The following is a 14,093-nucleotide window of genomic DNA, read 5'->3' on the forward strand; positions in this document are numbered from 1 at the left end:
AGACTCTTCAGCGCAAAATGATGAAAAAGTCTCGCAAATCACACGATTCACGATCTGCTTACTAAGTTCAGAAAGCCTTCAGTTTACGCTGAAGGCTTTTTTATTATACATGATTTTATTGACGACAAGCATTTTATAAGGTATTATTAAGGGTATGGGAATTGCGACAAGTCAACAGCTTACAAAATATTATGATCAATACCGTGATACCGAAATTACTTTCACCAAGGATATCATTCGTGCGCTGGGGCTCGATCCGCGTCAGGTTTATGTAAAATGCAATGGCGGTCAGTGGCCATGTATCATCAACTCAACATCTTTCCAGCATGCAAAAATCATTGTCGGCACAAAAGGTGGCGCTTTCCAGGCACTCGCCGTAAAGGATGCGCCAACCGCCAGTATTCGTTTTTGCTTCAATGAACAGGAAGACGATGGCATCATCACATTCCTGGTTTCATCTCGTGTTGCAGAAATTCGCCCATACATGAATTCAAAAGATTTGGTTATCGTAACCTTGCAGTTTACTGCTCGTCCGCCAGATGACCTTATCGAAATCGTTGGCCGACTTCTTGAGGCAAATGCAAATGCTATCCGTCGTCGGGAAGAGCGAGTCCTCATAAATGATGACAGCAAAAGAAAGCTCAACCTTGCAAAAGAAGAGTGTAATGTCATCGTCCAAAGCGTTCCCCGTCATTGCGTAGTCCGTGATTTATCATTCTCCGGTGCGCGAGTCATTCTCATTGGCCTTTCGCAGTATCTTACCGGCAAAGAGGCAATTCTTCGTCTTGAATTTAACGAACCGAGCGAAATAATTTCCGTGCGGGGTTCAATCGTTTCAGCAGATTTGATTCAGGGGCGAAAAGATGTCTGCATTGCAAGCATCAAATTCGATGAGGCAGCTCTTCCGCTTTCGTTCAAAATGCACCTGAACGGCTATCTGACGAGCGTTCGCAAAACGCAGCTTTCAGCCTCAGAGCAGCTCGCTCAAAAGGTCGCGGAGCAACAGCAACAACAGGCAGTGGCTCAGGAAGCACAGCCAGAAGAACAAGCTCCGACCCCGGCAGCACCAGAGCAGGTTGCCCCTCAGGCATAAAAAGCCTTATTTCGATAGCGCAGTCTTCGCATTTTCAGGAGTTTTTATGAATCCCGTTTCTCCCTTGGACTCAGTTTATTTTATCAATATTCCAGAAGATTTTTCTCTCTCAGATAAAGCTTTCCACCTCGATACAACGATTCCCCTACCAGTGCAAAAAAAATATGAGGATGCGCCCGGCACCTTCGACATGAAATCCCTCACCGAGGAGCAGATTCTTGCAGGTCTGCTCACAATCATGGCTTATAACCCCAAAAACGAGCATATTCTCTATTACCGCTCGATTTTAAAGCACGCCCGCCCCAACCTCAAAAAAGAACTGGGAGAGGCGGCAATCCTTAAAGCCAAAAACGAAGATTTCGACCTTGCCGAAGAGATTTTCCGCGCCCTTCATGGCTTTGATCCTGAAGACATGACCATCGTTCTCAATATGGCCCTTTTCTTTGACCAGCGGGCAGACTCATACCGCCGTTCGGGTCTTCATGATGATGCAGACGCTTATGACGAGGACGCCCAGAACTATTACAGGGAAGCTTTAGATGCGGAGCCTGTCTTGCCCGACGCTTTCTTCAATGCAGGTTTTTTCTACCTCAAAAAGCGGGAATACAAAAAGGCAAAAGATGTATTTGAAACTTACCTTGCCCTCACCTGCGATGTAAAAGATGAAGAACTGGGCGAAAACGGCATTTACAAAAAGAATCGGGCTCAGCAGGTTTTAAATGACATCTCAAATCGCAATATGGACGATGACCACTTTAAGGCGGCCTATGATTTAATCAACCGTGGTGAAGAAGAAAAAGGCCTGGAAGAAATCCGCAACTTCATCGAAAAAAATCCGAGCGTATGGAACGCATGGTTCATGTTGGGCTGGGGAATGAGAAAACTCGGTCGTTTCAGCGAGGCAAAAATGGCCTTTGAAAAGGCTCTCACTCTCGAAGGCGGCGAAACCAGCGACACTTACAATGAACTTTCAATCTGTCTTTTGGAATCAGGTGACATAAAGGGCGCGAAAAAACTTTTGGAAAAAGCACTGGTCAAGGACAGCGAGAACACAAAGATTATCTCGAATCTGGGCTATATCGCCCTTAAAGAGGGAGACCCAGGCATGGCGGCAGGCTACTTCCAGACCGTCCTTGAAATCGACCCTGACGACAAAATCGCGGCCATGGAACTTGCCAAATTAGACATTTAAATTAAAAATTATAGAGCTAGAGTTTTTTCCACTCGCTCACCACAAAAATTCCGTCTTTAAGTACATTCGGCGCATTCTTATGAGATTTTTCAATTCGTCCTATAAGCTCAAGCATATTACCTTGTGCTGCCTCAATGTCCTTGAGCGTAAATGAAGAATTTTCCTCAACTTGAATCGTGTAAACATAACCATCAACGGTTTCAAAACCCGCAAATTCAAAAGGAACATTGCCGTAATATTTTATATGCCCGACAGCCGTTTGCGGCGCAAGCCCGCCAAAAGGAAAAACAGCTATCGAGCAAAAAAACACAAGAAAAAGCAGGCAGATTTTCTTGCAGGTGCTTTTTGTTTTGAAAAACATGATTTCCATCTTTTACCGCCTATTTTATATAAAGAAAGAGCTTCATTCCAGGTTTTGTGACTCCGGATTTTGTGACAAAATTAAGAGTGTAAGACGAATCTGAAAAATCATTTGAAAAACTTTTAACACGCGTAAGAAGTGTTCCGTATTCAGCAGGGAAGCTTTTAAGATAGGTTCCGGTTTGATAAACTATCGGTCCAAGTTCAGAGTATTCCGGATCAAAACACCTCTTCTCAGTAACACTCGAAGACATATCATAAAGGGAATTTTTTTTCCAAAGGTTTATCGCCTTCATGGGATAATTGTACCCCGAATAAGAAAGACTGCTTGCCGCATCCTTATTGAATGTATAGGTTGAATCTTTACCAAAGCAGGCTTTTACAAATTGGGCAAATAAATCATCAAATGTATAATTCCCATTGTTTAACTTATTAACCGCCGCAACAATACATTCATTGTTGGTGTAGTCATTTTCCATCATTTCTTTAACTAGAGCCGCCCCTCCATACTGCCGGCAAAGCCATGCACCAAAAGCATAAGCATTTGCGTAAGACTGTGTCGTTGTTGAAGGGCTTTCGGAATTATACTCACGAATTCCGGTCAATGTATATGAAGTGACAAAACTCTGCAAACGCGCTTTTGGCGAATCTTTGTCCTCAAGACCTAAAAATTCCTGCATCATATCTTCACAGAGCATAGAAAACATTTCATTGAAATTCGTGTCTGAGTCTTTTCCTTTTGACATCTTTTTTACGCTATAATGAATCATGTGCTGGAATTCATGAGCTAAAGTGGAGATTGTATCATCATACTTATTATTTAAAAAATACGAATCAATATAAAAATACTTTCCTTCGTTGGAATATGAATTAAGATTATCACTCGTGTCCACAAGCTTGTGTAAATCATCATCATTTGGATAATAATCTCTGGGCGCAAAAAAACCAAGAACCTTTCCTTGATCTGCGTCACCATACAAGTCATAAATAACAATGTTGACCTTCGTTCCAGTGTCGCTTAAATAATCCATTTCGAAAAGCTCAAAATATATAGTATTTCCCCTTACGACTGGATAATAAATTTTATCAGATTCATTTCCATAAACATTGCGGACAAGAGGATAAAGGCTTTTAAATTTTTCTGCAATTTTTTTGGCAAAGTCGGTATTGACTTTTGTACCAGCTGATGTTTCATCGTAATAATCGTCTAAAACCCATACATTGCAAGTTTCATTACAAGCCCGGAGGGTTGCTTCCTTTTTAACAGGATTTCCAGCGCTATCGTCTTCCAGAGAAACATAAAGAGTCTTTGTTGAGCCTACGGTATCAGTAAGCTGTGTGACTTTTGAATTACTGGAAGCTGGATTGTCAATAGTTCTTGCAGAGGAAGAAACGGAAATATTTGGAGGAGTAAAGTTAAGTTCTGAATGACAAATATAATTATCTGATGAAAAAGAATCAAAAGTCGGCAGAAGCGCAGTGACATCTGCCCCAACAAGGCTTCTGTCGCCTGTAGAATCTATGGCAATTTTTGTATAATTTTCTCCATTTATTGCAGTCCCCGAAGTGTTCACTGTGGCACAATAAATCTTCTTTCCGCTAAGATTGCCTGTGATTGTGACTGATTTTACATTTTCTTCTACCACAAAAGTATCATTTTCTGAAGTATCCCAAGCCACAGATTTTGTAAGAGAAACTGAAGAAGCACCGTTTCCGCTATCACCAGATGAGCCACCGCCGTCCGCTCCTGCGCAAGAATAGAATAACAGAAACGAAACAAACAGGAAAATGGCAGAAACTTTTTTCATAAACAACTCCCGAATTCATTATAGGAGATGTATGTCAAAAGTCAAGTCGAAGCTTGTCCCCGACTTTAACATTCACTTTGCCAAACCAGCCCTGCGGAACCTCAAGGGCATATAAAACTTTCGTTGAACTAGTTACATTCGCAAGGCTAAATGGTGTCATGTCAAGAATATCTCGGATTTTTCCGTTTTTATCGATATAGGCAATTGAAAGGGGATGCGGGGTGTTTTTCATCCAAAAATCAAGAATCTGCTCTTTTTCAAAGATAAATAACATTCCTGTTCCATCGGGAATGTTCTGGCGAAACATAAAACCGTTTTTTCGCTCTTCAAAGGTTGCGGCCACTTCTGCCTTTACGACTATTTCTTTTTTTTCGGAATTAACTAGCGTAAGTTTTTTGACAGGAAGCTTTGTTTTTGGCGAGCAAGAAGAAGAAAAAAGAGTAAGGAACAGAAATGAAAACAGAAAGAAAAAATTCCGTATTTTGAAGATTCTAAAAGCACTATTCATCTGAGTTTGTCCGAGTCTTATAGCTACAGCGAATCCAAAAATTCATCTCTGGCATTTTCGGCGGCGGTTTGCTGAACATTTGAAGAATTTTTTTTACTCTCAAAAGTTTTTGCATCCACATATTTGAGGGTAAGGGGTTTTTCAAGAGAAAGAATTACATCACCATCCCGCCACACCGATTTTTGCGGGGAAAGCTCACTGGGAGTTCCGTATTTTTCACAGAGTTTTGAGAAAACCGAATAGTGGTCGATTTTGCTTCTGTCAAGGTTGAGGGTGATTATATAAAGTTTATCGCTCGCAAACTGAAACCAGCATCTCTCTAAAAAAGAAAATCCGAACTGAGAGCCATCGGTCTCAATGAGAAACTGCCCGTCTGAAGGAGAGAGAGAGACATCCCTATCACCACGATAACCAAACTGATGGTCTTTTTTAAGCGCTTCTTTTAATGAGTCGATGTCCATGCCGAGGCGTGCGCTGGAATATCCATTTGGAAGTGGAAAAATCTGAAGAGAAAGAAAAAGAAAGACACAAAAAGCAAGCAATTTTTTCATTTTTATACCGATTGAGCAAGCGATCTTGCAGCTTGTTTGCGATAAAAGGCAGCCTGTTTGACAAGCTCTGAGCAATCAGGAATAAAGACTTTGCCCTTTTCGAGTTTAACGAGAGAACTGCTTGAGAATGAGTACAAAGAGCGGGCCTGTTCCTGCTTCGTAAGACCGCACATTGTAGCGACATCATCAAGAGTAAGATTTGTCTGATACTGCGTGCCTTTTGCCAGGCTAATGCGCATTTTTTCAACTTCAAGGGCAAGAATATCAATCATCTTTGCGACCGGATTTGAACGGAGCAGAGAATTTGCCAGCTGACGGTGCATAGACCAGAGACGCTCTGAGAATGTCGTCGTAAGTTTTGCAATCAACTGGGGCTGAGTTGAGACCATCTGATTGAAGTTGGACTTGTTGATTGTCATAAGGGTGCAATCTTCTTTTGCGATTGCCGTTGCTGAACGAGGCTTGTTCTCAAGCAATGCCATCTCACCAAACATGTCACCTTTTTTAAGAACCGCAAGTGTGACTTCCGTGCCATCCACAATCTTTGAGATTTTAACAGAACCAGTTTGAATGACAAACATGTCCGCGCCAGACTGAGACTCAGAGAAAATCATTGTTTCCCGCGGATAATTTCGCAGCAAATCCTGAGTGGGCTCAAGGAAAACAGCTCTGCTTGTTTTTTTGAGAACTGCTATACGGCGGAGTGCTTTCTTGGCATTGTCGCCTTCTCTTTGAGTCTTTACATATTGATAATAGGCATAAAATGCTATGTCGTATTGCTGAATGTTATCGTAATACTCTGCGACACGGAAAATATGGTCAGGTTCATCAGCAGAAGAATTGTTTAGGGTTTGCTTCATGAGCATTTCATTTAACTCACGCATTCGTTTTGCAAAAGTACGGATAATCTTCATAGCTACGGCGGAGTTTTTTTCGATAAGAGCCGGATATTGATCATGGCGAACGGCAATACAAACAACATCGGACATTGCCATAACGGTCTCAATCTGAGATCGCTGAGCCATACAGGAAATAACGCCGATGAAGTCACCAGGACCAAGAACCTGATTTTCTGCTCCAGGAATCAAGGTTTGATGAAAGACTTTGACATGCCCGCTCTGAATAATATAAAAGCAGTCAGCGATTTCTTTGCCTTCGATAAGGATATAAGTATCTTTTCTGAAATTAACAAATGATAACTGAAGCAATTTTAATCCCCGTTTAATGAAATTATAACGCAAAAACTAAAGGTTGTCTCTATTATATATCGTCAAAATAAAAATCTTGCTGAATAAAAATAGTTACTTTTATATGAACAGTATTTCATTCTCAAGGATGATGCCTTTTTTTTCGTATACAATCCGCTTCACTTGGTCAGAAAGATTTTTTATGTCTGCGGCCGTGGCCTTTTGCTCAGGATTGATGATGAAATTTCCGTGCCAGGGAGCGATTTGCGCGCCGCCCACAGAAAATCCCTTCAAGCCGCACTCGTCGATTACCTTGCCTGCGATGATTCCGTGAGCAGCGTCGTTTTTAAATGCCGAGCCTGAGCTGGGAGCGCGGAAATGCCCCTTTTCTTTGCGCGAAGCCATGCATTGCTCTGATTTTTGAGTGTCAAATCCCGGCTTTAGGGCAAATTTTGCGGAGAGAATAATCTGTGGGAATCTGCGGGAATCTGCGGATTGAAAAGGAGATTTTTTGTAGCCCCAGTCAGATTCCTTCTTTTCGTAAACATGAATTTTGCCGTCAGTCAAATCAAAGTAGCGGACAGAAATCAAATTGTCACAGGCAGAAAGACCGAAACAGGTGGCATTCATGTAAAGCGCGCCGCCCACCGTTCCCGAAAGCCCCGTAAAGTCCTCAAAGCCCCCCAGATTTTCTTTTTTGCAGAAAGAAATCACGCTTCCCCAGCTAGATCCAGAATCAATTTGTACCTCACAGAGCTTTGAAGGGCACAGAGAGATTTCAGGATTAAGAAGTTTTTCCCTTTTAATCAGGCTCTCTGTGTACTCCGAGCCCTCTGTGAGGAATTTTATTTTATTCATTTTTCGAGTCGAAAGAACCGCATCAAGACCATCATCGCTGATTATCACATTAGAGCCGCCGCCCAAAACAAAGAAACTTTTTATCCGCGTGCATCTGCGTTCATCAGCGTCTAATTTTTTTAATTCTTTTATCGCAAAAACAAGGCTCTCTTCATTCTCCGGCTCAAGAAAGATTTTCGCCTCGCCGCCTACATGCATGGTCGTGTGCTTTGCAAGGTTTTCGTTGAGTTTTACGCCGCCATTAAAATATTCGCTGTCATTGAAAAATTGTGCAATTTGGTCTATAGTTTTCATCAGAAATATTATAGAAAGAAAACAGGATTTTAGAAATATGGCTTTAAGACTTTTTAACACAATGGGACGCACAATGCAGGATTTCGTGCCGGTTCATGAAAATCATGTCGGTTTTTACGGCTGCGGCCCCACGGTTTACAACTACGCCCATATCGGCAATCTCCGCGCTTATGTTTTCCTTGACATTCTCGACAAAACCCTCTCATATCTCGGCTACGACATCACCCATGTAATGAACATCACTGATGTGGGGCACTTGACTGGCGACAGCGACGAGGGTGACGACAAAATGGTCAAGTCGGCTGCGGAAAGGCACCAGAGCGTGCTTGAAGTGGCCCAGTTCTACACTGACGCTTTCATGAAGGACATCGATGCCCTCAATATCCGCCACCCGGATGTAATCTGCAAGGCCACCGAGCACATCAATGAAATGATTGAGCTTATCAAAAAGCTTGAGGCAAATGGCCACACTTACATGGCGGGCGGGAACCTCTATTTTGACATCTCGACCTACGATGATTACGGAAAGCTGGCTAATCTTGATTTAGACAAACTGATTGCGGGCAAGGGAAAGCGAAAGGAAGTCGTTATCGACGAAAACAAGCGCAATCCCGGCGACTTCGTGCTTTGGTTCACAAAATCAAAATTTGAGAATCAGGCCATGACATGGGACTCTCCCTGGGGACGGGGCTATCCTGGCTGGCACATCGAATGTTCTGCCATGAGCATGAAATATCTTGGAAAGCACATAGACATCCACACAGGCGGAATCGACCATGTGCCTGTCCACCACACCAACGAGATTGCCCAGAGCGAGGGAAGTTTTAGCGAAGAGGAGCGCAGGGAAGGCCCCTGGGTCAAATACTGGCTCCACAACGAATTCTTGATTCTCGAAGGCGGAAAGATGAGTAAGTCCAGCGGGCACTTCATCACCCTGCAGACTGACCTGCCAGCCGAAAAGGGATTCTCCCTCACCAGCAAGGGCTTTGCGCCCCTTGACTACCGCTTCTTCCTTTTGGGCGGCCACTACAGAAAACCGCTGATTTTCTCGATTGATGCCCTTGAGTCTGCGAAGAACGGCCGCGCTGCCTTGAACGAGCGTGTGGCAAAACTCGTAAAAAAATGCCTTGAAGAAGAGAAAATCGAGCTTACGAAAGAAAATTACGCTGAAATTCTCGGTAAAATCGCCTCTTCAATAGAAGAAAGCGAAAATATCAAACGATTCCGCGAAGGGCTTGAAAATGACCTTGCCACTCCTGTGGCTCTCTCTGCCCTGCAGAAGGCTTCTAACGGCAAAAACCAGAAGGCAAGTGAGGCTCTGGCAGACATCTTCACCATGGACAAAGTGATTTCCCTCTCTGTGATTGAAAACGCCATTGCAATCGCAAAAAAGCAGGCGGAAGAGGCAAAGGCTCATAGCGACGACCACGCAGGAGACCCGGAAGCGGCAGAAATCACGGCTTTGGTTGAAGAGCGAAGTGCCGCCAAAAAGGCAAAAGATTTCGCCCGTGCCGACCAAATCCGAAATGACTTGGCTGCCCGTGGAATCACGATTATCGACACGCCGCAAGGCCCTACCTGGAAGCGAAATTAAGCGGAAAAGGCAAAAAAATAAGAAAATTGTAACCTACTGACATCATCATTGTTTGAATAGCGAGGAAAGGAAAATGACGGATTCGCAAATCAATTTGCAGATTCATAAAACTTATGCGGCTGGCAATCCGTCTGACTTCAGGGCTATTTACAACGAAACCTTCACCCTTCTCTATCGTGTGGCGTGGCGGGTTGTAAATGACGAAGAGGCCGCCGAAGACCTCGTTCACGACTCTTACATCAAGGCAAGCGAAAAGAACATGGTCTTTCCAAGCCTTGACGACGCAAAATTCTGGCTTATCCGCGTTGTAAAAAACGCCAGCCTCAATTATGCAAAGCGCAAGACTCGTGAGGCAAAGGCCTATCACAAGGTTCTCTACGAAAGCAAAAAATCTTCCGAAAGCGCGGATACTGCTCTGCTCAAGGAAGACGCAAAGCGAATCGCCCTCGAAGCTCTCAACAAACTCCCCAAGGGGTTGCGGGAAGTCCTCATTCTCCGGGAATACGGAGACCTCAACTACAAGGAAATCGGCAAGGTGCTCGGCATTACCGAAGGCAATGTAAAAATCCGCATGTTCCGTGCCAGGGAGCAGCTTGAAAAGATATTGGAGGCTGATGATGTCTACATCTCTTGAAAAAGATTTACACTCTGTTTACATCGACGGCGAAATGCCGGAAGGTTTTCTTTCTCAGTACGAAAGTCTTGTCTCTTCAAACGAAAAGGAAAAGGCAATTCTCGAAAAGATGCAGGCCCTTCACTCCGTTTTAAAAGAAGATTCCCGGCAAAAAACTGTCTCTCAGGACTTCATGGAAGAAAGTTTTGAGCGCTTGCAGACGAAAATGCGCTACGCAAAGAATGTCAGTCTTTCTTCCCAGCCAAAATCATTTGTATCACCATTCGTAAAATACGCCTCTTCATTTGCGGCGGCGGCGGCAGTTTTTGCACTGGTTTTCATTCCAGTCCACTACAATTCCCTTTCTCAGGCAAAGGAAACGGCTGTAGCGGCAATTTCCATCATGAAGCAGAACAGCATTGAGCCAATCGCCAAAAAAGATGTGGTCGTGGACGGCAATATCAAAAAAGAAGATTTGTCTAAAGGGCTTGCCGTAAATCCAACATCTTCACAGGCTGTAGCAAAAAACTCTTCCTCATCATCTTCTGTTGAAACCGTAGATTCTTTTATCGAAGAAAAGTTGCCTGTCGAACAAAAAACAATTTACGCAACAAACCTCGCATCAAGTTACGGTTCCCGCACTTCATTCGGCTCAAATACAAATACGATTGAGCGTAGATTTAGAGAACAACTTACCGCTGTTGACCCTTTCATTCCAGATTTTTCATCGTCTTCTATTACAATTTCTGTTCCAAATTTTAGTGAAATCGGTAATAATATTGAGTTGATGAAAATCCAAGATGAACCGGGTAAATAATGAATTTTAAAAATACAATTTTTCTTCTCTTCCGAAAGTACTCTTTTTTCAGGGTACTTTTCTATGTTTTTGTCATTGCTCTTGCTCTTGGCGTCGTTTCGGTCGCAACAGTCAAATCAAAAAGAATTCCAGTGATTTCTTCTGTCATTCCAGTCGTCGGCTCACCTGGGGATACAATGGTCATAAGAGGAAGCAATTTCGGCAGCACTCGTGGCACAAACTTCGTTGAAATCGGAGGAAGCAGAATCACTGCCAGCGGATATATCACTTGGACAGACACGCTTATAAAACTTACGATTCCGTCAAATGTGCAGGATGGACTGGTCATAGTAACTACCCAATCCGGCAAATCGAAGCCTGGCTTTTTTGCAAACGAAGCAGGGATACCGGTAGCAGTCAAACAAGATAAAAAAACATCAGAACCAGTTATTACTCAGATTACACCCGCAAGCGGAAGTTACGGCACTTTGATTACTATTATGGGAAGCGACTTCGGCACAAGTCGTGGAGAAAGCAAAGTCTACTTTACGGCAAATGTTGATGAGTCAAGTCTAAGCAGTGCACTGGGAAGCGGCCAGGGAGAAGTCACGGCGGATTTTGATTTTTCTGTGCTTTCAGCCAGCGAATCTGATTATGATTACGAGTATTGGAGCGATTCTGAAATTCGCGTGCGCATTCCAGACGGAGCGACGACAGGCGGTGTATATGTCAAAACCGACAAAGGAAAAAGTAATCCCATAAATGAAGAAATTAAACTCGCCGCAGGCTCAAAAAATTATCACACAAGAAAGACATATATAATTCAGCTGAATGCAGACATCGATTCAATCGACACAAAAAAGGGAACGGCCATTACGCTTAGGGTTCCGCGTCCTGTCGTCACCTCAAGACAGCCAATGGTGGAACTAACGGAATGTTCGCCTGAACCAGTCATTTCTGATTACAAAAACACTGTCATTCATCAGCTGGAACTCCAGAAGGCGAGTTCAAAAAGCGGCAAAATTCGCTTCAGCCACACTTTTGTCGTATCAAGCTACGCTGTAAAAAGCGAAATAAACGCAAAAGCAGTAAAGCCATACTCGCCGACAGTGAAATCTCGGATTTTCTTTAAAAATGCGACGGCGGCTGACTCGCTGATCCAATGCACAAACAAAGATGTCATCACACTCGCCAAAGAAATTATCGGAAAAGAAACAAACCCTTACATTCAGGCAAAACTTATTTACGATTATCTTCTTCGAAACTACACATTGCGAGACTCGCTCAGAAAAAGTGATGCATCTCCCCTGGATTTGCTCAAGTCCAAGAAGGGGGACGCATACGATTTGGCAATTTTCTATACAACCTTGCTTCGTGCCGCAGGAATTCCTGCGGAGCCTGTAGCGGGAATTCTCGTTGATTCGGAAATGAAAAATCAGGCACACTGGTGGACTGAGTTCTATGTCGAAGGTTTTGCATGGATTCCCGTTGATGTGGCTCTTGGAATGGAGCTTCCTTACAAGGCATTCCGCCCTGTAGAAAACAGTGCGGAATTCTACTTCGGAAACATTGACTCACAGCACATCGCATTCTCAAAAGGCTGGAATGAAATCAAACAAACGATTTCGCAAAACAGCAAAATCGTCTACCGACCAAAAACCTATGCCCTGCAATCAATTTGGGAAGAATCCAGTGAAGGAGATGTAAACTACAGTTCTCTCTGGAACGACCCTATTGTACTTGGATTATACTAATGCATAATTCATAATGCGTAATTTTTAATTTAAAGAGGAGATTTTTTTATGTCTACTAAAGTTTTGTCAGTTGGCGGCTCGATTGTAGCGCCTGAGTATCCTGACACAGACTTCGTGTCAAAATTCGTCTCAATGGTAAAGGATTTTCTTTCTAAAAATCCAGATGACCGCCTGATTCTTGTTGTCGGGGGCGGCGGACCTGCTCGAATCTATCAGAAAGCCTTCCGTGAGGTAACTGGAACGGCCGAAAACGCGGGAACTGATGCCGCTGACTGGATTGGAATTATGGCAACCCGATTAAACGCCCAGTTCGTAAAGGCAAGTTTCGGAGATTTGTGCAAAGAGCCGGTCGTAACAGACCCGACTGTGGCAAAAGATTTTACAGGCCGTATTCTGCTCGCCGCGGGCTGGAAGCCGGGCTTTTCAACCGACAATGACGCTGTTCTTCTGGCAGAAAAATTCAATGCTGACACTGTGGTTAATCTCTCTAACATCGAAAAAGTCTACACCGATGACCCGCGCAAAAATCCTGACGCAAAACCGCTTGATGAAATCTCTTGGAGTGAATTCCGCAAAATGGTGGGTGACGAATGGATTCCGGGGAAAAACTGTCCTTTTGACCCGATTGCAAGCAAAAAAGCTCAGGAAATGGGCTTGGTCGTCATCTGTGCGGGCGGTAAAAACATCGAGAACACCAGGGCAATCCTTGAGGGAAAGGCCTACACAGGAACGACGATTAAATAATCGCATTAACCTGTCTCACAAGGGATGAAATTATATGGAAAACAAAGAAGTGATTGCTAAATTTGCCGCGGAGCTGTAAGACTTATTTACAGTAAAGTCCAAGTTCGTTCAAAAGATTGTCCAGTTTTGTGCCGTATTCGGGGTCTGTAGCCCAATGCCCAGCCAAATCTTGGACAGTTGTGGCAAATTTTGTTCGGTGAGGCCAACTGTATCGGGGGTCAACAAGCTCTTGTTTCAGTTCAACATCAGCCGTCGTTGCATAAGCATGTAAATGTTGTATATGTGCGCGGACACCAATCTGCTCGCTTTCAAAATATTCACCAGGATGCTCAGCATCCATTGCTCCAAGTCCGCAAAAATTATTCATTTCGGGGAGCACTAAATTCCCGAATCCTAAAAATCCTGTTTCCAGGCACATCTGAACAAAAGCAACATCCGAATTGATTCCTTCAATATTTGCCTCTTCAATGTAATATTCGGCAAGGCGAGAAACTTTTTCTTTGTCTGCGTCAGGCTTGTGCTTCATAAAAAAATCTACAAGTTGAGCAGAAGTCTTTATCCCACTTCCCAAAAGTTCCCGTGAGCAATCTTCCCGCTGAGGAGATGTCATACAAGAAAAAAAACTGGCTGAAAAGAGCAAGATTCCCATGAGGAAAGAAAGTTTTCTTAAAATTTTGTGATTTTGACTTCTGATTTTATAAAATAATGTGTCCATACTCAGATTATCGGTATTTTTTTCAC

At 43.4% G+C, this 14,093-nt stretch carries 14 protein-coding genes; 7 read left to right on the plus strand and 7 right to left on the minus strand.

The window, feature by feature from the left end:
• The first annotated feature begins 154 nt into the window (after nt 1-154).
• Complete coding sequence (locus tag B2089_RS02945) at nt 155-1,093, plus strand: PilZ domain-containing protein (protein WP_296321632.1); 939 nt, start codon at nt 155-157, stop codon at nt 1,091-1,093.
• Nucleotides 1,094-1,139: 46 nt separating this feature from the next.
• A complete protein-coding gene (locus tag B2089_RS02950; protein WP_296321635.1) occupies nt 1,140-2,285 on the plus strand; it encodes a TPR domain-containing protein in 1,146 nt (381 codons plus the stop codon).
• A gap of 16 nt (nt 2,286-2,301) precedes the next feature.
• Here the strand turns inward: B2089_RS02950 and B2089_RS02955 are convergent, their stop codons facing one another.
• The 6 genes from B2089_RS02955 to murB all read right to left on the minus strand — a co-directional run bounded on the left by B2089_RS02955 (nt 2,302) and on the right by murB (nt 7,851).
• Nucleotides 2,302-2,655 carry a hypothetical protein gene (locus tag B2089_RS02955; RefSeq protein ID WP_296321638.1) on the minus strand — a complete coding sequence of 118 codons (354 nt, stop codon included), beginning with the start codon at nt 2,653-2,655 and terminating at the stop codon, nt 2,302-2,304.
• 10 nt (nt 2,656-2,665) lie between these two features.
• On the minus strand, nt 2,666-4,453 hold the full coding sequence (locus B2089_RS02960) for a hypothetical protein (RefSeq protein WP_296321641.1): 1,788 nt from the start codon (nt 4,451-4,453) through the stop codon (nt 2,666-2,668).
• 34 nt (nt 4,454-4,487) lie between these two features.
• Nucleotides 4,488-4,961 (minus strand): DUF192 domain-containing protein, encoded by a 474-nt coding sequence (locus tag B2089_RS02965; RefSeq protein ID WP_296321644.1) that lies wholly within the window; start codon nt 4,959-4,961, stop codon nt 4,488-4,490.
• A gap of 23 nt (nt 4,962-4,984) precedes the next feature.
• Nucleotides 4,985-5,512, minus strand: coding sequence for a hypothetical protein (locus tag B2089_RS02970; RefSeq protein WP_296321647.1), 528 nt, complete (start codon nt 5,510-5,512; stop codon nt 4,985-4,987).
• 2 nt (nt 5,513-5,514) lie between these two features.
• Nucleotides 5,515-6,720 (minus strand): Crp/Fnr family transcriptional regulator, encoded by a 1,206-nt coding sequence (locus B2089_RS02975; RefSeq protein ID WP_296321650.1) that lies wholly within the window; start codon nt 6,718-6,720, stop codon nt 5,515-5,517.
• A 99-nt stretch (nt 6,721-6,819) separates the two neighbouring features.
• On the minus strand, nt 6,820-7,851 hold the full coding sequence (gene murB, locus B2089_RS02980; protein ID WP_296685823.1) for a UDP-N-acetylmuramate dehydrogenase: 1,032 nt from the start codon (nt 7,849-7,851) through the stop codon (nt 6,820-6,822).
• Between the two features lie 37 nt (nt 7,852-7,888).
• Here murB and cysS point away from each other — a divergent pair, with 37 nt between their 5' ends.
• The 5 genes from cysS to pyrH all read left to right on the plus strand — a co-directional run bounded on the left by cysS (nt 7,889) and on the right by pyrH (nt 13,352).
• Nucleotides 7,889-9,445, plus strand: a complete 1,557-nt coding sequence (gene cysS / locus B2089_RS02985) for a cysteine--tRNA ligase (RefSeq protein ID WP_296319815.1) — start codon at nt 7,889-7,891, stop codon at nt 9,443-9,445.
• A 73-nt stretch (nt 9,446-9,518) separates the two neighbouring features.
• Nucleotides 9,519-10,079 (plus strand): RNA polymerase sigma factor, encoded by a 561-nt coding sequence (locus B2089_RS02990; protein ID WP_296319819.1) that lies wholly within the window; start codon nt 9,519-9,521, stop codon nt 10,077-10,079.
• Nucleotides 10,063-10,875 (plus strand): hypothetical protein, encoded by an 813-nt coding sequence (locus B2089_RS02995; RefSeq protein WP_296319822.1) that lies wholly within the window; start codon nt 10,063-10,065, stop codon nt 10,873-10,875. Before B2089_RS02990 ends, B2089_RS02995 begins: the two co-directional genes overlap by 17 nt.
• Entirely contained in the window at nt 10,875-12,608 is a 1,734-nt protein-coding gene (locus B2089_RS03000; RefSeq protein WP_296319824.1) for a transglutaminase domain-containing protein, read from the plus strand. Before B2089_RS02995 ends, B2089_RS03000 begins: the two co-directional genes overlap by 1 nt.
• Before the next feature lie 48 nt (nt 12,609-12,656).
• A complete protein-coding gene (pyrH, locus tag B2089_RS03005; protein WP_296319826.1) occupies nt 12,657-13,352 on the plus strand; it encodes a UMP kinase in 696 nt (231 codons plus the stop codon).
• An 82-nt stretch (nt 13,353-13,434) separates the two neighbouring features.
• Here the strand turns inward: pyrH and B2089_RS03010 are convergent, their stop codons facing one another.
• A complete protein-coding gene (locus tag B2089_RS03010) occupies nt 13,435-14,067 on the minus strand; it encodes a glucosaminidase domain-containing protein (RefSeq protein ID WP_296319829.1) in 633 nt (210 codons plus the stop codon).
• Between the last annotated feature and the right edge of the window lie 26 nt (nt 14,068-14,093).

The sequence above is a fragment of the Treponema sp. UBA3813 genome (assembly GCA_002368605.1).
GTDB lineage: Bacteria > Spirochaetota > Spirochaetia > Treponematales > Treponemataceae > Treponema_D.